This is a genomic window from Pseudoroseomonas ludipueritiae (assembly GCF_014490445.1).
Lineage (GTDB): Bacteria > Pseudomonadota > Alphaproteobacteria > Acetobacterales > Acetobacteraceae > Pseudoroseomonas > Pseudoroseomonas ludipueritiae.
Window position 1 is genome coordinate 77220 of record NZ_JACTUZ010000003.1, and the last position, 24309, is coordinate 101528.

Annotated in this window: 23 protein-coding genes; 7 read left to right on the plus strand and 16 right to left on the minus strand. The window is 69.5% G+C overall.

Annotated elements, in window-relative coordinates; all coding sequences use genetic code 11:
* Positions 1–4 precede the first annotated feature (4 nt).
* The 5 genes from IBL25_RS02025 (at position 5) to IBL25_RS02045 (ending at position 5967) form a co-directional block, all read left to right on the plus strand.
* Positions 5–982, plus strand: a complete 978-nt coding sequence (locus tag IBL25_RS02025) for a tripartite tricarboxylate transporter substrate binding protein (protein WP_187776882.1) — start codon at positions 5–7, stop codon at positions 980–982.
* Positions 983–1447, plus strand: coding sequence for a (2Fe-2S)-binding protein (locus IBL25_RS27455; RefSeq protein ID WP_187776883.1), 465 nt, complete (start codon positions 983–985; stop codon positions 1445–1447).
* Positions 1444–3588, plus strand: a complete 2145-nt coding sequence (locus IBL25_RS02035) for a molybdopterin cofactor-binding domain-containing protein (protein ID WP_187776884.1) — start codon at positions 1444–1446, stop codon at positions 3586–3588. Before IBL25_RS27455 ends, IBL25_RS02035 begins: the two co-directional genes overlap by 4 nt.
* Positions 3589–3592: 4 nt before the next feature.
* Entirely contained in the window at positions 3593–4585 is a 993-nt protein-coding gene (locus IBL25_RS02040; RefSeq protein ID WP_187776885.1) for a substrate-binding domain-containing protein, read from the plus strand.
* Positions 4586–5052: 467 nt separating this feature from the next.
* The gene (locus IBL25_RS02045; RefSeq protein ID WP_238940152.1) at positions 5053–5967 is read left to right on the plus strand and encodes a DMT family transporter; all 915 of its coding nucleotides are present in this window, start codon (positions 5053–5055) and stop codon (positions 5965–5967) included.
* Positions 5968–6138: 171 nt separating this feature from the next.
* On the opposite strand, the gene hflX is transcribed toward IBL25_RS02045, so the two are convergent.
* The gene (hflX, locus tag IBL25_RS02050) at positions 6139–7491 is read right to left on the minus strand and encodes a GTPase HflX (RefSeq protein WP_187776887.1); all 1353 of its coding nucleotides are present in this window, start codon (positions 7489–7491) and stop codon (positions 6139–6141) included.
* A 788-nt stretch (positions 7492–8279) separates the two neighbouring features.
* Here hflX and IBL25_RS02055 point away from each other — a divergent pair.
* Positions 8280–9380 carry a replication protein RepA gene (locus IBL25_RS02055; protein WP_187776888.1) on the plus strand — a complete coding sequence of 367 codons (1101 nt, stop codon included), beginning with the start codon at positions 8280–8282 and terminating at the stop codon, positions 9378–9380.
* 338 nt (positions 9381–9718) lie between these two features.
* Here the strand turns inward: IBL25_RS02055 and IBL25_RS02060 are convergent, their stop codons facing one another.
* From IBL25_RS02060 to IBL25_RS02070, 3 genes are all read right to left on the minus strand, one after another.
* Complete coding sequence (locus tag IBL25_RS02060) at positions 9719–10393, minus strand: RES family NAD+ phosphorylase (protein ID WP_187776889.1); 675 nt, start codon at positions 10391–10393, stop codon at positions 9719–9721.
* On the minus strand, positions 10390–10920 hold the full coding sequence (locus IBL25_RS02065) for an antitoxin Xre/MbcA/ParS toxin-binding domain-containing protein (RefSeq protein ID WP_187776890.1): 531 nt from the start codon (positions 10918–10920) through the stop codon (positions 10390–10392). The genes IBL25_RS02060 and IBL25_RS02065 overlap by 4 nt, the downstream gene beginning before the upstream one ends.
* 185 nt (positions 10921–11105) lie before the next feature.
* Positions 11106–12080, minus strand: a complete 975-nt coding sequence (locus IBL25_RS02070) for a Bug family tripartite tricarboxylate transporter substrate binding protein (protein ID WP_187776891.1) — start codon at positions 12078–12080, stop codon at positions 11106–11108.
* Positions 12081–12400: 320 nt separating this feature from the next.
* On the opposite strand from IBL25_RS02070, the gene IBL25_RS02075 reads away from it, so the two are divergent.
* Positions 12401–13297, plus strand: a complete 897-nt coding sequence (locus IBL25_RS02075) for a DMT family transporter (protein WP_187776892.1) — start codon at positions 12401–12403, stop codon at positions 13295–13297.
* Positions 13298–13326: 29 nt separating this feature from the next.
* On the opposite strand, the gene IBL25_RS02080 is transcribed toward IBL25_RS02075, so the two are convergent.
* From IBL25_RS02080 to IBL25_RS02135, 12 genes are all read right to left on the minus strand, one after another.
* Positions 13327–14709, minus strand: coding sequence for an L-serine ammonia-lyase (locus tag IBL25_RS02080; protein WP_187776893.1), 1383 nt, complete (start codon positions 14707–14709; stop codon positions 13327–13329).
* A gap of 64 nt (positions 14710–14773) precedes the next feature.
* Entirely contained in the window at positions 14774–16159 is a 1386-nt protein-coding gene (locus tag IBL25_RS02085) for an FAD-dependent oxidoreductase (protein ID WP_187776894.1), read from the minus strand.
* Complete coding sequence (locus IBL25_RS02090) at positions 16156–16311, minus strand: hypothetical protein (RefSeq protein ID WP_187776895.1); 156 nt, start codon at positions 16309–16311, stop codon at positions 16156–16158. Before IBL25_RS02090 ends, IBL25_RS02085 begins: the two co-directional genes overlap by 4 nt.
* 7 nt (positions 16312–16318) lie before the next feature.
* Positions 16319–17023: an ABC transporter ATP-binding protein gene (locus IBL25_RS02095; RefSeq protein WP_202986642.1), complete on the minus strand. Its 705-nt coding sequence runs from the start codon at positions 17021–17023 to the stop codon at positions 16319–16321.
* Positions 17013–17759, minus strand: a complete 747-nt coding sequence (locus IBL25_RS02100) for an ABC transporter ATP-binding protein (RefSeq protein WP_187776896.1) — start codon at positions 17757–17759, stop codon at positions 17013–17015. Before IBL25_RS02100 ends, IBL25_RS02095 begins: the two co-directional genes overlap by 11 nt.
* Positions 17756–18706 carry a branched-chain amino acid ABC transporter permease gene (locus tag IBL25_RS02105; RefSeq protein ID WP_187776897.1) on the minus strand — a complete coding sequence of 317 codons (951 nt, stop codon included), beginning with the start codon at positions 18704–18706 and terminating at the stop codon, positions 17756–17758. The genes IBL25_RS02100 and IBL25_RS02105 overlap by 4 nt, the downstream gene beginning before the upstream one ends.
* The gene (locus tag IBL25_RS02110) at positions 18703–19575 is read right to left on the minus strand and encodes a branched-chain amino acid ABC transporter permease (RefSeq protein WP_187776898.1); all 873 of its coding nucleotides are present in this window, start codon (positions 19573–19575) and stop codon (positions 18703–18705) included. Before IBL25_RS02110 ends, IBL25_RS02105 begins: the two co-directional genes overlap by 4 nt.
* A gap of 28 nt (positions 19576–19603) precedes the next feature.
* A complete protein-coding gene (locus IBL25_RS02115) occupies positions 19604–20812 on the minus strand; it encodes an ABC transporter substrate-binding protein (RefSeq protein ID WP_187776899.1) in 1209 nt (402 codons plus the stop codon).
* Entirely contained in the window at positions 20809–21651 is an 843-nt protein-coding gene (locus tag IBL25_RS02120; RefSeq protein WP_187776900.1) for a GntR family transcriptional regulator, read from the minus strand. The genes IBL25_RS02115 and IBL25_RS02120 overlap by 4 nt, the downstream gene beginning before the upstream one ends.
* A gap of 337 nt (positions 21652–21988) precedes the next feature.
* A complete protein-coding gene (locus IBL25_RS02125; RefSeq protein WP_187776901.1) occupies positions 21989–22498 on the minus strand; it encodes a GAF domain-containing protein in 510 nt (169 codons plus the stop codon).
* Positions 22491–23486, minus strand: coding sequence for a Bug family tripartite tricarboxylate transporter substrate binding protein (locus tag IBL25_RS02130; RefSeq protein WP_187776902.1), 996 nt, complete (start codon positions 23484–23486; stop codon positions 22491–22493). Before IBL25_RS02130 ends, IBL25_RS02125 begins: the two co-directional genes overlap by 8 nt.
* On the minus strand, positions 23483–24295 hold the full coding sequence (locus tag IBL25_RS02135; protein ID WP_187776903.1) for a FadR/GntR family transcriptional regulator: 813 nt from the start codon (positions 24293–24295) through the stop codon (positions 23483–23485). The genes IBL25_RS02130 and IBL25_RS02135 overlap by 4 nt, the downstream gene beginning before the upstream one ends.
* Positions 24296–24309: the final 14 nt, after the last annotated feature.

Here is a 24309-nt window from a genome sequence, read left to right on the forward strand (position 1 = left end):
CAGCATGCCCATCAGCATCACGCGCCGTGGCTTCGGTCTCCTCGCCGCCGGCGGCCTGGCCGCTCCGGCCCTGGCGCAGGAAGCGGCCTGGCCCAGCCGCGCCGTCCGCATCATCGTGCCCTTCGGGGCCGGCGGCTCCGCCGATATCGCCGCGCGCAATGTGGCGGAGGCTTTGACGCAGGAGCTTGGCCAGCCCTTCGTGGTGGAGAACCGCCCCGGCGCGGGCGCCACCATCGGCACCGAGGCCGCCGCGCGCTCGGCGCCGGATGGCTATACGCTGCTGATGATGTCCAACACCCACACCGCGAATGAGACGCTGCTGCCGAACCGCCCCTATGTGCTGATGCGGGACCTCGCTGCGGCGGCGGCCGTCAATGTGGCGCATCACGTGCTGGCGGTGCACCCCTCGCTCGGCGTCAACAGCGTGGCGGAGCTGATCGCGAAGGCCAAGGCGGAACCAGGGAAGATCGATTACGCCTCCTCCGGCCCCGGCACGCCCTACCACATCGCGGGCGAGGTCTTCCGCGCCATGGCGGGCGTCGAGGTCCAGCACGTGCCCTTCCGCTCCTCGGGCGAGGCGCGGACGGCGGTGATCTCGGGCACCGTGCCGATGATGTTCGATGCCATCCCGACCATGCAGCCGCATGTCGCCGGCGGGCGCGCCAAGGCGCTCGCCACCACCGGGCCGCGGCGGGACCCGCTGATGCCGGACCTGCCCACCGTCGCGGAATCCGGCCTGCCCGGCTACGAGGCCTCCATCTGGCTCGGCCTGATGGTGCCGGCGCAGACACCGCGCCCGATCGTGGAGAAGCTCAACGCCGCCACCAATGGCTGGCTGGCCCGCGCCCAGACCAGGGCGGCCATGGCGGGCCAGGGCGCGCAGCCCATGCCCATGTCCGTCGCGGAATTCGACGCCTTCCTGCGCAAGGATGTCGAGACACAGCGCGAATACGTCCGCATGGCGCAGATCAGGGTGGAGTAGGTGCGGGTCGCCTTCACCCTCAACGGTAACGCCGCCACGCTGGAGGCGCCCGAGGGCATGACATTGCTGCAGGCGCTGCGCGGCCCGCTCGGCCTGAGCGGCCCGCGCTTCGGCTGCGGCGCCGAGGCCTGCGGCGCCTGCTACGTGACGCTGGATGGCCAGCCGCAGCCCTCCTGCGCCCTGCCGGTGGAAGCGGCGCGGGCGCGCGAGGTGGGCACGGTGGAAGGGCTCGGCACCCCGGCGCAGCCCCATCCGCTGCAGGCCGCCTTCCTGGCGGAGCAGGCCGGGCAATGCGGCTGGTGCCTTTCGGGCATCCTGGTCAGCGCCGAGGCCCTGCTGCGGCGCAACCCCGACCCGGACGAGGCGGCGGTGCGCGCGGCGCTGGAGCCGCATCTCTGCCGCTGCGGCGCGCAGAACCGCATGATCCGCGCTGTTCTGCGGGCGGCACGGGAGATGCGGGCATGAACCTCGCCTATAGTTTCGCAACGGCGCAGGGCGGCAATGCGCCGGACCTGCCCGGCAGCCTGCGCGCCGAGCCGCGCCTGTCCCGCTGGCTGCGCTTCTCGGCCGATGGCTTCGTCACGGTCAGTCCTGGCAAGGTCGAGATCGGGCAAGGCATCCTCACCGCCCTGGCGCAGATCGCGGCGGATGAGCTGGATGTGGCGCTGCACCGCGTGCGCATCGCCCCCGCCTCCACCCCCGGTAGCCCGAATGAGGGCGTGACCTCCGGCAGCCTCTCCGTCCAGGAAAGCGGCACCGCCATCCGCCATGCCTGCGCCGAGGCACGCGCCATCCATCTCAGCCTCGCGGCCCACCATGCGGGGCTGGACCCGGCGGCGCTGCGCGTGGTGGACGGCAGCTTCCTGGCGCCGGATGGCGGCATTGCCGGCTCCTACTGGGCCCAGGCCGCCACCGACCTGCTGGAAGTGGAGGCACGCGGCGACGTGGCGCCCAAGGCGGCAGCGGAACGGCATCTGGCCGGCAGCCCGGTGCCGCGCCTGGACCTGCCGGAGAAGGTCTTCGGCCAGCCGCGCTACCTGCACGACCTGCGCTGGCCGGACATGCTGCATGCCCGCATGATCCGCCCGCCCGCCCGCGCCGCCAGCCTGCGCGCGCTGCGCGACGGGCCCCTTCCCGGCGATGCCCGCCCGCTGCGCGACGGCAGCTTCCTGGCCGCCATCGCCACGGAGGAATGGGCCGCCGAGGCCGCCGCCACCCGCCTCGCCACGCGCGCCGAATGGGAGTTGCGCGAAAGCCTGCCGGAGGAGAACGGCCTCACGGCCTGGCTGCAATCGACCCCGGCGCAGGAGAGTGTCGTCACGGAGCGGCAGGAGCCGGCGCCGCCCGCCGCCCACAGCATCACCGCCCGCTTCACCCGGCCCTTCATCGCCCATGCCTCCATCGGCACCTGCTGCGCCGTGGCGCTGTGGCGGGAGGAGGCGCTGGAGGTCTGGACCCACAGCCAGGGCATCTACAATCTCCGCGCCGACCTCGCGACCGTGCTGCGCCTGCCGCCGGAGCGGATCATCCTGCACCATGCCGAGGCCGCCGGCTGCTACGGGCATAATGGCGCCGATGACGTGGCGCTGGATGCCGCGCTCTGCGCCCGCGCGCATCCCGGCCGCCCGGTGCGCGCCCTCTGGAGCCGCGCCGAGGAACTGGCCTGGGGCCCGCTCTCCCCCGCCGCCATGGCGGAGATCGAGGCCGGCGTGGATGCGGAGGGCCGGCTCTGCCACTGGCGCACGGTGCTGCGCGGCAATGGCCATTCTTCCCGCCCCGGCCGCGCCAAGGACCCGACGCTGCTGGCGGCGGCGCATCTCGACCCGCCCTTCACCCACCCCGTGGCCATCGACGCGCCCATGGCGGCGGGTGGCGGCGGCCAGCGCAACGCGGTGCCGGGCTACGAGGTGCCATCGCTCGATGTGCGCATGCACCGGCTGCTGGAGATGCCTCTCCGCAGCTCCGCCCTGCGTGCGCTGGGTGGGCTGCTGAATGTCTGGGCCATTGAATCCGTCATGGACGAGCTGGCGGAGCGCAGCGGCCAGGATGCGGTCGCCTTCCGCCTGCGCCATCTCGCCCAGGACCCGCGCGCCCGCGCGGTGCTGGAGGACGTGGCGCGGATGTGCGGCTGGCCGCGCCCGCCCACGGGGGAGGGGATCGGCACCGGCATCGCCGTGGCGCGCTACAAGGGCACCGGCGCCTGGTGCGCCGTGGCCGCCGAGGTGGAGGCCGCGGAGGTCGTGCGCTGCCGCCGTCTCTGGATCGCCGCCGATATCGGCGAGGCGATCAACCCCGATGGCGCGGCCAACCAACTGGAGGGCGGCGCCATCCAGGCCACTTCCATCGCGCTGAAGGAGGCGGTGCGCTTCGACCGCCTCAACGTCACCAGCCAGAGCTGGGATGATTACCCGATCCTGCGCTTCTCCGAAGTGCCCACCGTCGAACTGCGCCTGATGACCAGGCCGGAGGAGCCGCCGCTGGGCGCGGGCGAGGCCTCGCTCGGCCCCACCATCGCGGCCATCGCCGGCGGCATCCATGCGGCCCTCGGCATCCGCCCGCGCGCCATGCCTTTCACGCCCGACAACCTCGCCGCCAGCATGGAATAGATACGTGCCAGAGACACTTCGCCTTTCCCTCGCCTGCACCACCTCGGACCGCACCCGGCCGATCCTGGATGGCCGCGTCACCCTGTCCGGCGTCAGCCTCACCGTCTTGCCCGGGGAGCCGGAGGATATCTTCCGCCGCGCCCTGCGGGACCGTGCCTTCGACGTGACCGAACTCTCCATGGGCAGCCATATCGTCACCACGGCGCGCGGGGATGCGCCCTATGTCGGCATCCCGGTCTTTCCCTCCCGCGCCTTCCGCCACAGCGCCATCTATGTCCGCACCGACCGCGGCATCCGCACGGCGGCGGACCTCGCGGGCAAGCGCATCGGCCTGCCGGAATACCAGCAGACCGCCGCCCTCTGGGTACGCGGCATCCTGCGCGAGCATTATGGCGTCGATACCCAGGGCATTTCCTGGCGCACCGGCGGCATGGAGGAGACCGGCGGTAGCGAGCGCGTGGCACTGAAGCTGCCGCCAGAGCTGGATGTGCGCCCGATCGGCCCGGACCAGACGCTGAACGGCCTCCTGGCGGCGGGTGAGTTGGATGCCGTGATCGGCCCCCGCCCACCTTCCTGCTTCGTCGCGCGCAGCGCCCCGGTGGACCGGCTCTATCCCGACTACCGGACGGAGGAGGAAAGCTATTTCCGCGCCACCGGCTTCTTCCCCATCATGCATTGCGTGGCGCTGCGGAAGGAGCTTGCAGCGGAACATCCGTGGCTGCCGCTGGAGATTTTCCGCGCCTTCGCCCGCGCGCGTGCCATGGCGGTGGCTGATCTCTCTTTGGTCAATGTGCTGCGCGCCTCCCTCCCCTGGATCGCGGCCGAGGCGGAGGCGCAGACGCGGATCATGGGTGGCGATCCATGGCCTTATGGCTTCCGCCGCAACCGGGACGAGATCGCGGCCATGATCCGCTTCGCCCGGGCCGATGCCCTGGCCGTCCGCGACATCGCGCCGGAAGATCTGTTCCATGCCAGTGTGCTGGACGCGGTGACATAGGTGAGGAAAGGAATGCCTGCTTCGGCCTGTGGCATGCCGCCATCGAGGCCGTGACTCATGATGACATCGGGCATGATCGGGCCGGGGGCCGCCCGCCTTGATCAATCGGTTGTCGTTGTTGCCCGATCTCGGTCCGGCATGAGATGAGCATAGGCGCCGCAATGCTTTGCTCTTGCGGTGCCCGCTATGATAGCCCCGCCGCTCCTTTGGTGAAGCAACATCAAACAGGGTAATGCTCCTGGGCCAGCGCTTTCACAGGACTGCCAAAGGAGTTGCCGCGCTCGCGGCGAGCGCCGCCTCCGGCCCCAGAGTGGACGGTACCCTGTGCACTAAAAGAACTTTGGCGGCACGGACCGGAGTGCTGGCGCATCCGCCTTGGATCATGTCACCGGGCAGCAGTTCGGGGCTTTGAGCACATGAGAACAGATCCGTCTTCCGCCTCGCCTATGAGGGCTCAGGAGTGGATCATGCTGCTCGCCCTTGCCGGGCTTTGGGGCGGCTCATTCTTCTTCAATGCTGTTGCCGTGCGTGATCTGCCACCTTTCACCTTGGTCTGGCTGCGCGTGGCAACCGCCGCCGCGACCTTGTTGCTCGTGCTCCGCCTGCTGCGACAACGAATGCCCGGGGGAGGCCGGGTCTGGGCTGCCTTCTTCAGCATGGGGCTATTGAACAACGGCTTGCCTTTCGCTCTCATCGTCTGGAGCCAGCAGCATGTCGCCAGTGGCCTTGCTGCCATCCTCAACGCCACCACGCCCTTGTTCACGGTGCTCGCCGCGCATCTGTTGACACCGGACGAAAAGCTGAACTCCTCCAAGGTGGCAGGGGTCATCCTGGGCTTTATCGGCGCTGCGATGATGATCGGGCCCGATGCTCTGGGCGGGCTGGGAGCTTCCATGGGGGCCCAGCTCGCTTGCCTGGCCGCCGCCCTGTCCTACGCCTTGGCCGGCATCTTCGGGCGTCGCTTCAAGAACATGGGAGTTCCGCCACTGGCTGCCGCCACCGGGCAGGTATGCGCTTCCACGACACTGTTGCTGCCGCTTGTACTGCTGGTGGATCAGCCCTGGATGCTGCCCTTTCCACGACCTGTAACCTGGGCCGCGGTTTTGGGCCTTGGCATGCTCTGCACCGCGCTGGCCTACGTGCTCTACTTCCGCATCCTGGCGACCGCCGGCGCGACCAATCTGCTGTTGGTCACCTTCCTGGTCCCGGTGAGCGCCATCCTGCTAGGCTGGCTCGTCCTCGGAGAAACGCTGCAACATCGGCACTTCGGCGGTCTGGCGCTGATTGGCTTGGGCCTGGCCTGCCTTGATGGCCGCCTGCCCGGACTGCTGGCCGGATCTGGCAGGCAGGGCGACTGCCACGGTTCGGATCCCGGAGGTTGATCCCGATCCCGGCTCTGTCGCATGGCGCCCTTCGAATGCTGCCAAGCCACGGAGGCTGCCGCAGCAGTCACCGGAGGTACAACTTCAAGGCGCCACACGATCCATGCCGCGACATGTGGTCAATATCTCAGTGAGCGGCGCCTTCGATCGGATCAGCGCGGGATCTCAGGCTCAGGAAGTGGCCAGGCTCCGCTGCAAACGCGCGATGGCCCCGGGTAAGCCGCGCACCTTCAGCACCCGGCCGGTTTCGTCGTATTCCTCCGACAGCACCCGTACACTGTTGTAGATCTCACCGATCAGCCCCTGCTGCGCGTAGGATAGCGCCAGCACATCCTCCACCATCTCAGCCTCGAAGAAGGCGATGATGGTGCTGCGGAGCGCGCTCACATCCTCCGGCGCATGCGCGGAGAGCAGGATGGCGTCCGGGTGCTTCTCGATCAATGCCGCGCGCCCCGCCGCGTCCACGCGATCCATCTTGTTCAGCACCAGGCGGGACGGCACCGCATCCGCCCCGATCTCGCGCAGGACGCTGCGGCTCACCTCCAGTTGCGCCTCATAGGTCGGGTCGGACGCATCAACCACGAAGAGCAGCAGCGAAGCCTCCAGCGCTTCCGTCAGCGTTGAGCGGAAGGAGGCAACAAGATCGTGCGGCAGTTGCTTGATGAAGCCGACCGTGTCCGAGATGAGCACGCGCGGCCGGGTTTCCGGCTGCAGGATGCGCACGGTGGTATCGAGGGTGGCGAAGAGCTTGTCCTCCACCAGCACCTGGCTGCCGGTCAGGGCACGCATCAGGGAGGACTTGCCCGCATTGGTGTAGCCGACCAGGGCCACCCGCAGTTGGTCCCGCCGGGCGGAGCGGCGGTGGTCGCTGTCGCGCTGCACCGCCTCCAGTTGGCCCTTCAGTTCTGCCAGGCGGTCGCGGATCTTGCGGCGGTCGAGATCGAGGGTGCTCTCGCCCGCGCCGGGCCCCTGCCGCCGCTCCCCGCCGCCCGAGGATTCCCGCAGCCGGGGGGCGACGTACTTCAGGCGCGCCATCTCCACCTGCAGCTTCGCCTCACGTGTCTTGGCGTGGCGGTGGAAGATCTCGACGATGACGCCGGTGCGGTCCAGCACCTCGGCGCCGGTGGCACGCTCCAGGTTGCGAATCTGGCTGGGCGAGAGCTCATGGTCCACGATCACGAGGTCAGGCTTGCGGGCGGCATCCGGATCAGCCTCGGCCGGGCCGGCAGTCTCGGCCGCGGCTTCGAAGCGTGCCCGTGCCTTGGAACGCGGGGGCGGCGCCATGGAACTGACCACTCCGGTGCCGCCGGTCAGGGCCGCCAGTTCCGCCAGCTTACCGCTGCCCAGCAACAACCCGGCGCCAGTGCCTTCACGGCGCTGGGATACGGTGCCGACCACCTCATAGCCCAGCGTCTTTACCAGGCGCCCCAGCTCCTCCAGGCTCGCTTCATGCGCGACATCATCGACCTCCGGCGTCTGGATGCCGACAAGAACAGCGCGGGGAATGGGGGGCTTGGTCTCCATGGCACTCCAGTAGCATGAACGACATCGCCTGGCCGCTCTCTAAATGACCATGGCAGCGCCTGCGCCATGACAGACAATGCCACCTGCTTCATCGTGTCAGCGCGCCTTGGTGGAGAGCCACGCCGCCTGCGTTCCGCCGGACAGCCGAATCTCCTCCTCAAGCTGCTGAAGGACTTCCGCTTCATGACCACACGGTCATTGCCGGGAAGCCGCGGCGAAGCGCGGTTGGGCTACTGTTCTTGATCACTTGATCAGTGGTAACGGTCGTCTGCGGGCGAACTCGGTACTGCGGCGCACAGGCTCCGCCGCGTGCGATGACTTCCTCAATGCCCGAGATCAGCCGCACCGGCCGCCAGGGTGAACGGTTTCCATCACCTGTTCAAGGCTCAGTCCTGCCCCGCGGCCTTCATGCTCCTCATTGCCAGGCAGATCCGAAAGAAAGGAAAGGCAGAGAGGGATTGAAAGCGCTTGCAGGACAAGCTTTTACGATTATCTTCTGACAAAGGCGGCGCGGCTTTCCCCAGCCGTATCTTCTACATTCCCCCGGCCCCGGCTCTCCCGCGAAGCGCCATCGGCGCGCGCCGTCACCTTTCGACGTCAATCGGATCCCTCTCGCCATGACTGTCTCTGTGCCATCTGCCCTCGCCCTGGACCCAGCAGAGGCGCGCTCCGATCCGCGCGTTGTTTGGTACCACGCCGCTTTCTGCCAGATGGCGCTGCCACTGTCTCAGCCGGTTGGGTTCTGGCGTCGCGAACTGGACGGCACAGGCCTGGCCATGGAGATGGCCATGCCGGATCAGACCCTGCCGTCCGGATGGGGCTTCCGGCGCCTGCTGATGCATTTCTGCGACCAGGCGGTGCGCGGTGGCACCCCTGTGCTGGAGCTCGGACCCGATCTGGCCGCCCTGGCATCGGACATGGGCTTGCCCACCACCGAGCCCGTTCTGCAAGAACTGGGCATGCAGGTGGAGCGCCTGGGCGCCGCGAAGCTCAGCGTCTCATGGCATAAGGAACAGGACCTGGCGCTGTTCGATGCCCGAGGGCAGCGGCGCCGGCCTGGCGCGGAGTGGCGGCCCCGCATCCGCCTGAGTGGCCGCTTCCATGCCAGCTTGATGGAACACGCTGTCCCGCTGGACCGGCAGATCATCACGGCTCTCGCGGCGGAAGCGCTCGCGCTCGATGCTCATGGCTGGGTCCGGCATGTGCGCCACCACCAGCCGGCCGGGCAGACCACGACGGTTCCATGGCCTGAACTCCATCGGCGCTTCGGCAGTCCGGAGCAGGAGCACCAACATTTCAGGGCTGCCTTTGAGGATGCGCTGCGGATGGTCTTCGCGGCCGACGACACCATCTCCCTGGCGTCGGATGACGACGGTGTCACTGTCGGCGCCCTGATGTCAGAGGCCGAAGCGGACCGGGGCGGCGAGCGGCAGCCGCAGCAGGAGCCAGCGGCGCCGGTGCAAGCTCCCCCGCCCGCAGCGCGTCCGCCGGCACCGCGGAACACGCCGGACAGCCCGGCGCCACGCGGAGGCGGCGGCAATGCCGCTCCCGTCTCCTCTCCGCATGGCTTGTCCCAGCCCATAGGGCTCAGATCGCATGTGACCGGCCTGTCGGGTGTGGTTTGGCTTCGGCGTGGGGGTAGCGATGAACCCGTGGTGATCGGCGTCACCCCCGGAGCACGGTTTGAGCCCGACCGCATGACCGTGTTGATGCTGGAGCCCCTGGTCATGCAGATCAACGGCGGGCTGTACGAGGCGGAGTTCAACAAGGTCTCAGCCTGGATCATGGTGAACAGGGACCTGATCGACCTCGTCTGGAACGGCGAGATCACATCCCTGGAGGAGGCCACCAGCCGCGTCAGGAAGACACCGGCCTCTGGCTGGCGATGACGCCGAGGCCCTTGTTCAGAGGCTTTGATCCAGAAGGGCCAAAGGGCAACAGAACCACAACCGTGTCACGGCAGAATGGCCTGGGCGGTTGTGCCATCCCGGCCCGGTGACGCGGAGGTTCTCGACGACGGGGCTCATGCGCGCTCCCGCTCCGCCGGCAGATGCAGGCCGGTGTGGTACAGCCGAAGCAGAGGCCGTATCCAACGCTGTGGTGCGGCAAGAGCAGCCCTGTGGCCGGCTGCTGGGCAGCGCGGCAGGGCAGGAACATCGCCTGCCTGGGCAGCACAAAGCAGGCGTAAGGTCACAGTGCTTGTCGGAAGCGCGGCGCCAGCGCGGCCTCAGGCGGTGCTGAGTTGCTTCAGGCTGATCCGGGGTGAGGAGGCCTGCACCATCAGCAGCCAATGGTCGGCCTGGGTCACCCGCAGGATGTTGCGTGGCCGGTAGGCCACCACATTGGTGCCGCCGGTGTGCCGCACGCTGTCATAAAGAATGCCCGCCTTGCCCGAGGCACGGAGGCTCTCCCCCAGCACCTGGGAAGCGCCATAGCTGTCGGGGGCGTAAAGGTCCGGCCGCGCCGCCTGTTGTCCGCGCAGGTCCAGGTATTCCCCGGCCAGGCTGGCGGTATAGGTGCGGAAGGTCCGCTCCAGCACGGGGAGGCGGGTGGCCACAGCCTCCCGCCGCAAGTGGTGCGCCACCTCGATGGCCGCCGTGCGGAAGGCCGCGGCGGCATACCAGGCGCCCAGCTCCGCGCCGTTGAAGCGCGCACCGGCGGGCTGGACATGCAGGAAGGTGGCCATGACGATGCTGGAATTCGGCCGCCCATAGACCCATTCCTCCTCCGGCAGCCGCCGCAGCCGCTCCTCCACCAGCCGGTCGTTGGTCCAGCCGGCCAGTTCCATGACGGCCTCGGCATCCGCCGCCGTGGCCACGGTGTCGAAGAGCCCGATCGGCGGGAATTTCGAGGGAATCAGGCGGTAACTGGGCGCCGGGGCCGCAGAGAAGACATCCGTCAAGAGATGATCAGGTCCTCGTCCGTGTAAGGGCGGGCGTCGCGGTCCAGGGCCTCGACCGGCTCCATGTAAAGGCCGCCGCGTGCCGCATCGAGGAAGCGGCGGACCGCCATCAGCCCGTCCTGGGTGCCGCTGGTCACCAGGTCCAGCGGCGGGCGGCCACCGAAGACGATGGCCTCATGCGGCCTGCGGAGCCATGCCACCCCTTCCCGCTCGCTGCCATGCAGCAGGCCCAGGGCCTGATGGATGCCGAGTACGGCCGAGATCCGGGTCAGCACATCGGCGTCGAGGGTGATCTCGCCATGCTCGCGGACGGTCTTGGCCCATTTATGGAAGGTGGAGCGCGGCGGGTAGCCCAGCACCAGCAGGCGCTGCGTCTCATCCAGCCCCCAGAGGTCGGCAATGGCGAGAAAGGTCCGCAGGCCGGGGGCGCTGAGGCGGCGGCGATTCTCGGGCGCGAAGCGGCTCCGGTCCATGCGGACGGGGCCAGAGGCAATAGGCAGGCGCGGGGCGCCCTGCGCGGCGGTCATAGGCAGCCTCCTTTGTCCCAATAAGGACTATATCCAGATTGGGACAAAGTCAAAGAATGGAAGCCCCGCCCCTGAAGAAAAGCTGGCTGCAATAGGGGTTCCACCACCCGGGGCCGCCGCGCCAAGCCTTCCGCATAGCCCGGAGGCAGGGGCCGAAGACCCCCGCCCCCATGCCAGGGCGCCGCTTATTCCATGCGGGCGCCGGAGAGTTCCACCATCTCCTTCCACATCGGGCGCTCGCGGTCCATGCGGGCGCGGGCACCGGCCGGCGTGGTGGCCAGCGCCTGGCCTCCGGCCTTGAGAAAGCGCTGCTGGATCACCGTGTCCGCCGCCACGCCCTGCACCGCCGCGGCCAGCCGCTCCTGGATCGGCTCCGGCAGGCCAGCGGGGGCGATCAGCGCAGACCAGGCGGTCACCACGAAATCCGGCAGCCCGGCCTCGGCCATGGTGGGCACCTGCGGCATGGTGGGCCAGCGCTCCGCCGTGGTCATGCCCAGCGCCGTCATCTGCCCCTGCTGGATCACGCCGGCATAGGAGGCGAGGTTGTCCAGCGCGAAATCCACGTCGCCGGAGAGCATGGCCGGGATCACCTGCGCCGCGCTGCGGAAGGGCACATGGGTGCAGGGCACGCCCACCCGCTTGAACAGCAGCTCCGAGCAGAGGTGGGCGGAGGTTCCGACGCCGGAGGTGCCATAGACCACCCCGCCCTTCTTCGCCTTGGCCCAGGCGATGAACTCCTGCAGCGTGCGCGCCGGGACGAATTTCTCCGCCACCACCGCCACATTCGGCACCTCGAAGGCCAGGGAAACCGGCGTCAGGTCGCGCACCGGGTCATAGGGCATGGAGGGATAGAGGAAGGGGTTGATGATGAAATTGCCCACCGGCGCGGTGCCCAGCACATAGCCATCGGGGGCGGATTTCGCGACGGCATCCACGCCGATATTGCCGCCGGCGCCGGAGCGGTTCTCCACCACCACCGGCTGGCCCAGCCGCTCCCGCATGCCATCCGCCAGGATCCGCGTCAGCACATCCGTCGCGCCGCCGGCGGGATAAGGGCAGATCAGCCGGATCGGGCGGTCCGGATAGGCCTGCTGGGCCCGCGCCGTGCCGGCGAGAAAAGTGGCACCGGCGGAACCAAGCAGCATGCGGCGTGACAGCATCAGAAAGAAATCCTGCATTCATGGACGTTGTAGGAAGGAGAGCATCGTCGAGGCTCCCCGATCCCGCCAGCAGATTCCGTGCCAGGGCTGTGACCCGATGCGCTTTCCGCGCCGCAACACGCAGCGGCGCCGGCCTGGGCGGAACCGCTGCGCGCGCCCTTGGCTTTTCCGGCCATTCCTGCCGCCGGCCTGGGCATTCCGCCACGGCCCGGGCACCGCTCCGCAGCCCGGGCTTTGCAGCCGCGCGCCGTTTGGCTACTGCTCCGGCGCGGCTCCCCCCATCCCGGGCGAGAAGAGCCGCTAAGGGATCGAGAATCGCTATGTCTGCGTTCCAGCGCCTGGGCAGCATGCCTGCCGGCGCCACCGGCGGCATTGCCATGATGCTGCTGGGCGTGTTGCTCTTCGCCGTCAACGACACGCTCGGCAAATGGCTGGTGGGCGGTTATGCCGTGGGGCAGTTGCTGCTGGTGCGCAGCATCTCCGGCCTCTGCGTCATGGCGCCCTTCATCCGCCGCACCAGCCCGGAGGCCTTTCTGCGGCCGCAGCGCCCGTGGCTGCAACTGCTGCGCGTGGTGTTTTCCACGCTGGAAACCTCGCTCTTCTTCTGGGCGCTGATCGAGCTGCCGCTGGCGGAGGTCATGACCTACTACATGGCCGGCCCGATCTATGTCACCGCCCTTTCCCCCTTCCTGCTGGGCGAGCGCGTGGGCTGGCGGCGCTGGACGGCCGTGGCGGTGGGCTTCGGCGGCGTGGTGCTGGCGCTGCATCCCTCGCCCGAATCGCTGTCCATCGGCGCGGCCTGCGCCCTGGCGGGCAGCTTCAGCTATGCCTGCTTCATGGTCGCCACCCGCAAGCTGGCCGGCACGCCCGGCACGGTGCTGATGACGGCGCAGCTCCTGGCCGCGCTGCTCTTCGGCGGCGTGCTGGTGCTGGCCCAGGGCTGGACGCCGCCGGGGGCCTTCGACCTGATGCTGATGCTCTTCCTCGGCTTCGGCTCGCTGGCGGGCAATCTCTGCGTCAACCAGGCGCTGCGCATCGCGCCGGCCTCCGTGGTGGTGCCCTACCAGTACACGCTGATCCTCTGGGGGATGCTCTTCGGCTATCTCTTCTTCGGCGAGGTGATCGGGCCCCTGACCCTGGCCGGCGCCGCCATCATCATCGCTGCCGGCCTCTTCATCTTCCTGCGCGAGCAGCAGCTCCGCCACGGGGACGGCTGACCCGCGCCAGGCGGGTCAGCACTGCCGGGTCAGCACTCCACCACATTGACCGCGAGGCCGCCGAGCGAGGTTTCCTTGTACTTGTGCGACATGTCGAGCCCGGTCTGCCGCATGGTGGCGATCACCTGGTCCAGGCTGACCAGGTGGGTGCCGTCGCCATGCAGCGCCAGCCGCGCGGCATTGATGGCCTTCACGGCGGCAATGGCGTTGCGCTCGATGCAGGGCACCTGGACCAGCCCGGCCACCGGGTCGCAGGTGAGGCCAAGATTGTGCTCCAGCCCGATCTCGGCGGCATTCTCCACCTGGGCATTGCTGCCGCCCAGCGCCGCCGCCAGCCCCGCCGCCGCCATGGCGCAGGCCGAGCCCACCTCCCCCTGGCAACCCACCTCGGCGCCGGAGATCGAGGCATTGCGCTTGATGATGGCGCCGATCGCGGCGGCGGCGAGCAGGAAGGTCCGCACCCCCTCGGCATCGGCGCCGCGCACGAAGCGCTCGTAGTAATGCAGCACCGCCGGGATGATACCGGCGGCGCCATTGGTGGGCGCCGTCACCACCCGGCCGCCGGCGGCATTCTCCTCGTTCACCGCCAGCGCCCAGAGGTTCACCCAATCCATGGCCAGCAGCGGGTCCGCCTCGTTCCGGAGCGACTGTTCCTCCAGCTTCCGCCGTAGCGCCGGGGCGCGGCGGCGCACGCGCAGGCCGCCGGGCAGCTCGCCCTCGCCCCGCAGCCCGCGCGCGGTGCAGGCGCGCATGGCGTCCCAGATGCGGTCGATGCCGGCAGCGACCTCGGCGGGGCTGCGCTGGCTGGCCTCATTGGCCTGCATCAACCCGGCCACCGAGAGCCCGGCCGCCCCCGCCTGCGCGAGCAGGTCCGCGGCATTGGCGAAGGGATGCGGCACCGCATTCTGCGCGGTGGCGGAGGCGGTGATGGCTTCGCCCTGCTCGTCCAGCACGAAGCCGCCGCCGATGGAGTAATAAACGCGCGCCATCTCCGCCCCGCCTTCCAGGCCGGCGGTGAGGCGGAGGGCATTGGGGTGGCGCGGCAGCATCTCGCGCGGCAGGAAGACGATATCGCCCGCCGGGTCGAAGGGCAGGCCGCGCCCATCCGGCAGGGAAAGCCGCCGCCGCCGCCGGATGCCATCGACCAGCAGATGGCCCTCGTCGGGGTCCAGCGTGTCCGGCTGGGCGCCGGTCAGGCCGAGCATGACGGCGATATCCGTCGCATGCCCCTTGCCGGTCAGGGCCAGGGAGCCGAAGAGTTCCACCCGCAGCCAGGCCACCGGAAGTCCCGCCAGCCCGGCCGCGAAACTGGCGGCGGCGACCATCGGCCCGACGGTATGGGAGCTGGAAGGCCCCAGGCCGACCCGGAAAAGATCAAACAGGCCGATCCATTGCTGAGCGGCTTGCCCCATGCGCCTGCGCCTCCGAACCCGATCCGCCAGATGAGACATGCCTGCCCCCGGCGGGCAAGCCCCTTCAGCGCCCGGCGGCCATTCCGGCGATCCGCCCCAGGGCCACTGCCGTCAGCAGCCCGTTGCCCGAGAGATAGCCTTCCGGCCGGCTGCCCGAGACACTGCAGGCGGCGCCGCCAGCCGCGAAGAGATTCGGCAGCACCGAGCCATCCGGCCGCGCGACGCGCGCCTGGTGGTCCACCACCAGCCCGCCCTGGGTATGGAAGAGCGCGCCCGTGACGCGCACGGCGCGGTAGGGCGGCACAAGCTGCGCGATGCCGGCGAAGCCGCGGCCGAATTCGTCCTCCCCGCCGCGCGCCTTCAAATCGCCCACCTGCTCCAGGGTGGATCGCAGGGCCGGCAGGGGCAGATGCGTGGCCTCGGCCAGTTCCGCGATGCTGGAAGCGCGCAGCACCACACGCGCCGCCTCGGCCTGCCGGAAATCCTCGAACTGGCGGGCGATGCCGGCGATGCGCTCGTCGAAGATGCTCCAGGCCACACCTTCCGGCTGGCGCAGCACGGCGGCGGCCTGTTCGGAATAGCCGTGGCTCTCGTCCGAGAAGCGCCGCCCTTCCAGGTTCACTTGGATGCCGCCCTGGGTGATGGTGGCCCAGGTGATCAGGATGCCGATGGGATGCGCCACCGAGCCATGCCCCTGGTGGCCGGAAAGATGCCGCGTCGCCGCCCCCAGCGCCTCGCCCCAGAGCAGCGCATCGCCCTGGTTGCCCGGATGCCCGAAATACAGCGCGCCGGAAAGCGAGGGCACATGGCGCGCCACAAGGTCGGGATTGCCGCCATAGCCGTTGCAGGCCAGCACCAGCGCGCCGCAGCCGACGCGTTCCTCGCTGCCATCGGGGCGGCGCAGGACGACGCCCTGGATGCACCCGCCGTTATCGGCGAAGAGATCCGTCACCTGGGCCTCGCAGAGCATGTCGATGCCGGCGCCCTCGGCTGCTTGCCGCAGCCGGTCCACCAACTCCCCGCCGGAGCGGCTGGGCAGGCCATGCATGCGGCAGGCGGAATGGCCGGGATAGCGGAAATCCGTGATCACCGAGAAATCCAACCCGTGCCGGTCCGCCAGCCATTCCAGCGCGGGGCCGATCTCGCGGGTGACGAGTTCCACCAGCGCCGGGTCCGGCTCCTGCCCCGCCTTGGCCATGATATCGGCGGCGAAGCGGGCGGGGTCATCCTCCTCCCCGGCGGCGCGCTGCCAGCGCGTGCCGGGCGCCGGAATCAGGCCGGCGGAGAGCGCGGTGGAGCCGCGCGGCACCGCGTCACGCTCCAGCACCAGCACCCCGGCGCCGGCCTCATGCGCCGCCAGGGCGGCGGTCAGGCCCGCCGCGCCGGCGCCCACCACCAGGACGGGCACGGTGAACTCGAAGGCAACGCCCCCGGCCGGCAGGATGCTCATGGCGCACGATCATCCACGGCCATCACCGCCCCGGCCAGCTCATGGAACTTCGCGGCGATATCCGCCGCCACACAGGGTTCTTCCATGCCGCCACGGCTGGTTTCCGTAGCGGCCTCGCGCAGCAGCAACACGCCGGGCGTGACAATGTTCATCGGAACCTCACAGGCCAAGATAGACCCGGCGCAATTCGGGATTCTCGCGCATCTCGGCCGCCGCGCCCCGCATGGCGAAGATGCCGTTCTCCAGGATAAAGGCGCGGGAGGCGACCTCCAGCGACTGCACCACATTCTGCTCCACCAGCAGGATCGGCAGCCCCGCCGCGTTAAGGCGGCGGATCAGCGCGAACATCTCCTCGACCATCAGCGGCGAGAGGCCGAGCGAGGGCTCATCCAGGATCAGCAGGCGCGGCTCGGCCATCAACCCACGGCCGATGGCCAGCATCTGCTGCTCCCCGCCCGAGAGCGTGCCGGCGAATTGCCGGCTCCGCTCCCGCAGGCGGGGAAAGGTCTCGAAGATGCTCTCCAGATTGGCGCGGCGGTTGGCCTTGCCCCGGCGGTAGCTGCCGAGCTCCAGATTCTCCCGCACGCTCATGTTCGGGAAGATCTTCCGCCCCTCGGGCACATGGATCAGCCCGGCATCCACGATGGCATCCGGCGCCGCGCGGGCGATCTCCCGGCCCCCGAAGCGGATGGAGCCCGCCGTCGCCGGCAGCACGCCGGAGAGCACCTTGTTCAGCGTGGTCTTGCCGACGCCATTGGCGCCCAGCACCGCCACGATCTCCCCCGCGCCCACCGCCATGTCGAGGCCGCGCAGCACCTCCACCGGCCCGTATCCGGCGCGCAGGCCGCTGATCTCAAGCACCATGCGCCTCCTGGATGCGGGAGGCCGCGCCATGGCCGAGATAGGCCTCGATCACATGCGGATCGGCGCAGACGGCGCGCGGCGCGCCCTCGGCGATCATGCGGCCCTGGGCCAGGACATAGACCTGGTCGCAAAGGTTCATCACCGCCTGCATGACATGCTCGATCATCAGGATGGTGACGCCGCTGTCGCGTATGCGGCGGATCACCGGCAGGATGTCCCGCACCTCGGAGGGATTGAGCCCGGCCAGCACCTCGTCCAGCAACAGCAGGCGCGGTTCCGTGGCCAGGGCACGGGCCAGTTCCAGCCGCTTGCGCCCGGCCACGGTCAACGCCGAGGCCGGGCCGTCCAGCATGGGGGCGAGGCCGACCTCGCGCGCCACGGCCTCGGACCGCGCCAGCGCCTCGGCGCGCGAGGAATGCCGCAGATAGGCGCCAACGGCGATATTGTCCCGCACGCTCAACCCCGCGAAGGGCTGCACGATCTGGAAGGTGCGGGCGATGCCGCGGCGGGCGCGAAGATGCGGCGCCTCCCGCGTCACGTCCGTGCCGTCGAAGGTGACGCTGCCCGCCGTCGGTTCCAGGAAGCCGGAGATCAGCGCGAAGAGCGTGGTCTTGCCCGCGCCATTGGGGCCGATCAACCCGGTGATGGCGCCCTGCGGCACGGCGAGGGAGGCATTGTCCACCGCCAGCAACCCGCCGAAGCGCTTGGAGACACCTTGCACCAGCAGAAGGCTCACCGGCTGCCTCCCTTCACGAAGCGGCGCAGCCCCATCAGCCCGCTGGGCACGAAGGCCACGGAGAGGATCAGCACCGCACCGAAGATCACGAGGTCTATGCCGGTGATCTGCCCGGCGGCAAGCTTGGTCACCTCCCCCAGCCCATGCAGCGCCAGCGCGCCCACCACGGGGCCCAGCACGGTGCCGAGGCCGCCGATGATGGCGGCGATCAGCACTTCCACCGAGATCCAGGTGCCATAGGCGATATTGGCGTCGAGATAGAGGAAGTTCTGTGCATAAAGGCAGCCCGCCGCCGCCGTGATGGCCGCCGAAAGCGTGATGGCGCGAAGCTTGGTGGCCAGCACGTCCACGCCCAGGGCGCGGGCGGCGTCCTCGTTCTCCCGCACCGCGACAAGATGCCCGCCGAAGCGGCTGCGCTCGATCCAGGCGGTGAGCAGCAGCACCAGCAGGATGCAGGCCAGCACCAGCCAGAGGAAGAGGCCACGGTCAGGGAATTGCAGGTTGCCGAAGCCCGGTTGCAGCCGGATCAGCAGGCCGGCGGCGCCTCCGGTGAAATCCGCCGCATTGGCCAGGATGCGCAGCACCTCCGCGAAGGCCAGCGTCACCAGCGCGAAGTAGGAACCGCGCAGCCGCGCCCGGAAGCTGAGGAAGCCGATGATCCAGCCCACGGCGGCGCCGATGGCGATACCCGCCGCCATGCCGATCCAGGCATTGATGCCAAAGCGGATCTGCAGGATGGCGGTGACATAGGCGCCGGTGCCGAAGAAGGCCGCATGGCCGAAGGAAAGCTGCCCGCCGAAGCCGGCCAGCAGGTTCCAGCCCTGCGCCCCCAGCGCGATGATCAGCGCCGAGACCAGGAAGTTCAGCAAGAGGCCGGAGGCGAAGAAGGGCAGCACCGCCAGCACGGCGACCAGCAGCACGGGTATGGCGATCTGGCGCGCCGTCATGCGCGGGCCCCGAAGAGGCCGGTGGGCCGCACCAGCAGCACCAGGATGAAGATAAGAAAGATGCCGAGCTGGCCGAGGCTTTCGCCCAGCATCAGCCCGCCGATGCTTTCCACCACGCCGATGAAGAGCCCGCCCACCAGCGCCCCGGCGATGGAGCCCATGCCGCCCAGCACCACGATGGTGAAGGCCACCAACACGAAGGCATTGCCGACGCGCGGGTTGACATAGAAGGTCGGCAGCAGCAGGCAGGCCGCGACGGCGAGGCAGGCGCAGCCGATGCCGAAGGTGACGGCGAAGATATGGCGTGGGTCGATGCCCACGAGCTGCGCGCCCAGCTTCTCCTTCGCCACGGCGCGGATGGCGCGGCCGGTATCGGTGGCCGAGAGCAGCAGCCAGAGCAGCGCCGCCGTGGCCAGCGCCACCAGGAAGCCGATCAGCCTGGGGCGGGAGATCAGCATGGGGCCGAGTTCCAGCACATCGAAGGCGGTATCGGCGCCCAGTGTGCGGGTATCGGACTTGAAGGCCGCCAGCATCAGGTTTTCCAGGATAATGGAAAGGCCCAGCGTCACAAGCAGCGTGTTGCGGTCCTCCCCATGGCTGGAAGGGCCGATGATGAAGCGCTGCAAGCCATAGCCGAAGACAAAGAAGGCCAGGGCCAGCGGCAGGATGGCCAGGTAGGGGTCGAAGCCCAGCCAGAGATGCAGGCCGAGCACGGCGAACATGGCGCAGGTCAGCAGCGCGCCATGGGCGAAGTTGACGATATGCAGCACGCCGTAAACCAGGGTGAGGCCCAGCGCGACCAGGGCATAGGTCGCGCCGCTCATCAGCCCGTTCACCACGGCTTCGGCGATGATCTCCGGAGGATACATGCTCGCAGCCTCGGCGGAACGGCGCCGCCTATCCCTGCACCGGGAAGACGGGCTTGGCGTCCGCCACCTCTTCCGGGAAGATCACCTTGATATCCTCGCCCTGCACCTGGGTATTCACCGGGCGCGCGCCCTGGTTCTGGCCCTGCACGAACTTCGTCGGACCATAGGGCATGATGTGGCCGGCGAATTCGCTGGCAGCCAGGGATTCCGTCACCTTGGCGCGGTCGGCGCTGCCGGCGCGCTGGATGGCATCGGCCACCAGCTTCACGCAGGAATAGTTCAGCGGGATGTTATAGGCCCAGAACTTCCCGGATTCCTCCACCGACTTCTTCAGTGCCAGCGCCTCGGCATTCTTCGGGTCGTGCCAGTGGTTGCAGTCCATGACGTTCAGCGCGGCGTCCGGGAATTCCTTGACGAAGCGGAAGTTGGAGGCGGCGCCGTTCAGCACGGCATAGATGCCCTTGGGCCGGATGCGCTGCTGCCGCATGGTGCGCGCCAGCAGCACGAACTCGCCGTAATAGCTGGAAGGAATCACGAGGTCCGGGCGCAGGGAACGGATACGCAGCGCGACATTGGACATGTCCCGCGCCGGCGTCGGATGCGCGATGGTCTCCAGCACCTCGAAGCCATGCTTCGGCAATTCCGTCTGCATCAGCTTGGCGAGGCCGGAGCCGAAGAGCCCATCCTCATGCACCAGCACCACGGTCTTGCAGGGCTTGCCGGCGCCCTCGTTCAGCTTGGCGAGGTTCTGCAGCGCCGTGCCCGTCACCTGCCCGAAGCCGGGGGCGAAGCGGAAGGTATTGGTCAGCCCGCGCTGCATGATCTGGTCGGAAACGCCGACATCGACGATATAGGGGAGGTTGTAGCGCGCGGCTGCCTGACTGGCGGCGAGGCAGATCGGGCTGGCGAAGCCGCCGACGATGGCCGAGACACCTTCCGCCTGCAGCTTCTCCACCTCCTGCACCGCCGCCTCGGGGTTGGAGCGCGCGTCGGCCACCACCAGTTCCAGCTTCGCGCCGCCCAGGGCCTGGATGCCGCCGGCCTTGTTGATGGCCGCCGCCGCGGCCTCGGCGCCGATTCGGCCGAGGTCGCCATCCTGCGCCAGCGCGCCGGTCAGCGGCTGCAGGATGCCCAGCTTCACCGCGGCCGGCTGCGCCCGCAGGATGCCGGGCATGGCCAGGCCGGCCAGGGCTGCGCCCGCGCCCAGCGCGGCACGGCGGGAAATCGGTTGGGTCATGGGGAGTTCCTCTTGTCGCGCGATGGCGGCGTGGGGCCGGCGTTCTTGCTTGTTGTTGCCGCATCGGCCGGGGCCTGCGGGGGCAATGGACTCCAGCGGCGTTCGCCCTGGGCACCGGTCCGCTGCAACTGTATCTGGAAGGTGAAGCGGTCTGGCCGGTAGAGCGCGTGCAGATGCTCCACCGCCCGCCCCGCCTCATCCTCCACCAGGCGGGTGAGCGAGAGCAGCGGCGCGCCGATCTCCAGTTGCAGCAGCCCGGCCACCTCGGGCCCGGCCAGCGTGGCGCTGATGCTCTGCTGCGCGCGGCCGACCACCACGCCGGAGCGTTCCAGCAACGCCAGCAAGGGCTGGCTGGCGAGTTCCGCCTCGGAATAGGTCTGGCCGACCTGCTCCGGCACATGCGTCGTGAGATGGGAGAAGGGCGCATCGCCGATCATGCGCAGGCGCACGGCGCGCTGCGCCTTCTCGCCGGGCCGCAGGCCGAGCGCCGTGGCCACCGGCGCGGCCGGCACGGCATAGCCGAAGGACAGCAGCCGCACCTCCGTGCTGCGCCCCATTTCCTTCAAATGCGAGAAGACATCGGAGAAGTCGAGGACCGTGGTGCCCAGCGAGGCCGGCGCGCGGACGAAGGTGCCGACGCCGGGCCGGCGTTCCAGCATCTTCTCGGCGGCCAACTGGTCGAGCGCGCGGCGGATGGTGACGCGGGAGACGCCATGGGCCGCCGCGAGGTCCGGCTCCCCCGGCAGACGCTCGCCCACCGCCAGGGCGCCGCTGCTGATGCGGTCCCGCAACAGCAAATAAATGCGGCGCGCCTTGAAAGGCTCGACGGCGGCGTCCAAGCGCTTCCTCTCCTTTCACGGTCCAGGCCGTGCTGTCTGGTTTCTAAGGCCACTTCCTGTCTAGCGTAAGGGACAGCAACGGGTCGTCAATTGCTTTTTGGCGGCCATCCATGGCGGTGGGGGTGGCGTGACCGTCGCGGCCACGCATTCTTCGCCAGGGCATGGGGGAATGGGCAAGGCTTTCCCGCCAAGGCGCGACATTTCATTTAGGAAAGGATGTGCGGAAGGGCTAGGCGCCCGCCATTCCGGCAGGGCGCGACGGGTCTGCGGGGTCCCGAACCGGCGAAGCCGCGCCGGGTTGCTTCCCGGCGCGGCGCGCGGTCGTCAGGCTGGAGGATCAGCCGGCCGTGGCGGCATCCGCGCGCGGGCCGGACAGCCAGTCCGGCAGCGCCAGGAGTGCCAGGATGCGCCCCATCTCAATCCGCTCCGGGCGGAGTTCCGCCTCGGGCCAGAGCAGGTTCAGCGTGCCCAGGCATTCCCCGCCATGCATGATGGGGAAGTTGACGATGCTGCGCAGGCCGAGGCCCAGGATCACCTCATGATCCGCGAAATGCGCGCGGATCGCGTCCTCGCCCTCACCCTCGAAGCGGCGGCCTTCCAGCAGCACCTGCCGGCCCCAGGCGGTATCCCGCTTCGGCTTGCGGCCGCCCACCGGGTATTCCGCGGGGCGGGAGCTGAAAAGGCGCTGCACCGTCATGGCCTGGCGGTCGAAGACCATGGCGGTGCAGAGCTGCTGCCCGGTGAAGTCGCGTGCCACCCGGTCGGCGGCGCGGATGCGGGGCAGCGGCCCGCCCTCGCGCGCCGCCGCCTCGAATGCTTCAATCAGGGCCGGGAGAAACTCAGGCATCGGTCTTGTCGATGCCGAGGTCCTGAATGACCTTGCGCCACTTCACCGCGTCCTGGCGCAGCCGCTCGCCGAAGGCGGCGGGGGTCTCGTTCACCACCTCGACGCCAATGGCGGCCATCTTGTCCTTCACGTCTGGCAGCATCAGCGCCTTGTTCATCTCGGCGTTCAGGCGGCTGGTCAGCGCGGGCGGCATGCCCTTGGGGCCGAGCGCGGCGTACCACACGGCCATCTCGTAGCCCGGCAGGCTCTCGCTCACCGTCGGCGCATCCGGCAGCAGGGGGGAGCGCTGCCCTTCCGTCACCGCCAGCAGCTTCAGCCGCCCGTTGCGCACATGGTCCAGCGTCTGCGTGCCGGCGGAGAAGAGAAGCTGCGTCTGGCCAGCCACCGTGTCCAGCACCGCCGGGGCACCGCCGCGATAGGGAACATGCACCATGTCCAGCCCCGCCATCTGCGCGAACATCGCGGCGCAGAGATGGTTGGTGGAACCGGCGCCGGCGGAGGCATAGGCGACCTTGCCCGAATTGGCCTTCGCATAGGCGATGAATTCCGGGACGGTGTTGGCCGGCACCGAGGGATGCACCACCATGGTGTTCAGCACATAGGCCAGCAGCGCGATGGGGGTGAAATCCTCCACGCCGTTGAAGGTCATGTTGCTGAACAGCGCATCGTTCATCGCATGCGTGCTCATGGAGCCGACCAGCAGCGTATGCCCGTCCGGCGCCGAGCGCGCCACAAAGGACGAGCCGATATTGCCGGAGGCGCCGGAGCGGTTCTCCACCACGAAGGGCTGGCCGAAGGCCATGCGCAGCGGCTCCGCCAGCATGCGGGCGAGGATGTCGGTCGAGCCGCCCGGCGCCCAGGGCACGATCACGTTGACAGGGCGGTTCGGATAGCCCTCCTGCGCCCGCGCGGCGCGCGGGGCGGCCGCGATGGCGGGCGCGGCGAGAAGGGAAAGCGCCGCACGGCGCGACAGATGCAATCGGGTCATGGCCTGGATGTCCTGCGGGACGCTGCCCGCTCAGGGGGTTCAACCGTCGTGGCGTGGGCTTCCGCGTGTTGGTTCCGCGGTTCCGGCAGGTCGTCACAGCCGCTGCCCTCGTCCTGGATGGCAAGGGAGACCGACTGGAGGTGGCCGCGCATGGCGCGCTGGGCGGCGGCGGCGTCACGCCGGGCGATGGCGGCGGAAATGGCGAGATGCTCCAGCGCCGAGGCCTGGCGCATGGGCGCAGTGGTGATGGCGGCGCGCAGCCGGCCCCAGTCCGTCTGGGCGCGGCTGGCCTCCACTTCCTGGAATGCGGCCAGCAGCAGCGGGTTGTGGCAGGCGGCGGCGATGGCGCTGTGGAAGGCGCCGTCCCAGAGGCCCCAGCTTGTCTCGTCCCGCGTCTCGGCGCCACGGCCGGCGGCGCGGGCGATGGAATCGATATCGGCCGCCGTGGCCTTCATGGCGGCCAGCGCGGCCAGGGCAGGCTCCAGGGTCAGGCGCGCTTCCATGATGGCCAGCGGGTTGCTGGCTCTGGCGCGCGGCTCCGGCCGGGTGGTGGCGCCGGCGGGCTTCGGCCCCAGGAAGGTGCCCTGCCCCACGCCGCGCCAGATGCGGCCTTGCAGCTCCAGCTCGCCCAATGCCTCGCGCAATGCGCGGCGGCTGACGCCGAGCAGTGCGGTGAGCTGACGTTCGGGCAGCAGCCGGTCGCCGGGCATCAACCCAGCCTCTCGCAGATGGGTATCGAGCCGGTCGGCCGCGAGGCGGACGGACATGGGACCTTTGGTAGATGAGACCATGGCCCAGCGCAAGGCCATCACCTTCCCTCCTG

What these genes read in the sequence shown, in the direction of transcription:
- IBL25_RS02130 (WP_187776902.1), bottom strand. Translation starts at nt 23,486, where the DNA reads ATGACCCGATTGCATCTGTCGCGCCGTGCGGCGCTTTCCCTTCTCGCC.
- IBL25_RS02055 (WP_187776888.1), top strand. Translation starts at nt 8,280, where the DNA reads ATGCCGGATCAGACCCTGCCGTCCGGATGGGGCTTCCGGCGCCTGCTG.
- IBL25_RS02070 (WP_187776891.1), bottom strand. Translation starts at nt 12,080, where the DNA reads ATGCTGTCACGCCGCATGCTGCTTGGTTCCGCCGGTGCCACTTTTCTC.
- IBL25_RS02085 (WP_187776894.1), bottom strand. Translation starts at nt 16,159, where the DNA reads ATGAGCATCCTGCCGGCCGGGGGCGTTGCCTTCGAGTTCACCGTGCCC.
- IBL25_RS02125 (WP_187776901.1), bottom strand. Translation starts at nt 22,498, where the DNA reads ATGCCTGAGTTTCTCCCGGCCCTGATTGAAGCATTCGAGGCGGCGGCG.
- IBL25_RS02115 (WP_187776899.1), bottom strand. Translation starts at nt 20,812, where the DNA reads ATGACCCAACCGATTTCCCGCCGTGCCGCGCTGGGCGCGGGCGCAGCC.
- IBL25_RS02090 (WP_187776895.1), bottom strand. Translation starts at nt 16,311, where the DNA reads ATGAACATTGTCACGCCCGGCGTGTTGCTGCTGCGCGAGGCCGCTACG.
- IBL25_RS02075 (WP_187776892.1), top strand. Translation starts at nt 12,401, where the DNA reads ATGTCTGCGTTCCAGCGCCTGGGCAGCATGCCTGCCGGCGCCACCGGC.
- IBL25_RS02095 (WP_202986642.1), bottom strand. Translation starts at nt 17,023, where the DNA reads ATGGTGCTTGAGATCAGCGGCCTGCGCGCCGGATACGGGCCGGTGGAG.
- IBL25_RS02065 (WP_187776890.1), bottom strand. Translation starts at nt 10,920, where the DNA reads ATGACCGCCGCGCAGGGCGCCCCGCGCCTGCCTATTGCCTCTGGCCCC.
- IBL25_RS02025 (WP_187776882.1), top strand. Translation starts at nt 5, where the DNA reads ATGCCCATCAGCATCACGCGCCGTGGCTTCGGTCTCCTCGCCGCCGGC.
- IBL25_RS02105 (WP_187776897.1), bottom strand. Translation starts at nt 18,706, where the DNA reads ATGACGGCGCGCCAGATCGCCATACCCGTGCTGCTGGTCGCCGTGCTG.
- IBL25_RS02045 (WP_238940152.1), top strand. Translation starts at nt 5,053, where the DNA reads ATGCTGCTCGCCCTTGCCGGGCTTTGGGGCGGCTCATTCTTCTTCAAT.
- IBL25_RS02110 (WP_187776898.1), bottom strand. Translation starts at nt 19,575, where the DNA reads ATGTATCCTCCGGAGATCATCGCCGAAGCCGTGGTGAACGGGCTGATG.
- IBL25_RS02035 (WP_187776884.1), top strand. Translation starts at nt 1,444, where the DNA reads ATGAACCTCGCCTATAGTTTCGCAACGGCGCAGGGCGGCAATGCGCCG.
- IBL25_RS02135 (WP_187776903.1), bottom strand. Translation starts at nt 24,295, where the DNA reads ATGGCCTTGCGCTGGGCCATGGTCTCATCTACCAAAGGTCCCATGTCC.
- IBL25_RS02080 (WP_187776893.1), bottom strand. Translation starts at nt 14,709, where the DNA reads ATGGGGCAAGCCGCTCAGCAATGGATCGGCCTGTTTGATCTTTTCCGG.
- hflX (WP_187776887.1), bottom strand. Translation starts at nt 7,491, where the DNA reads ATGGAGACCAAGCCCCCCATTCCCCGCGCTGTTCTTGTCGGCATCCAG.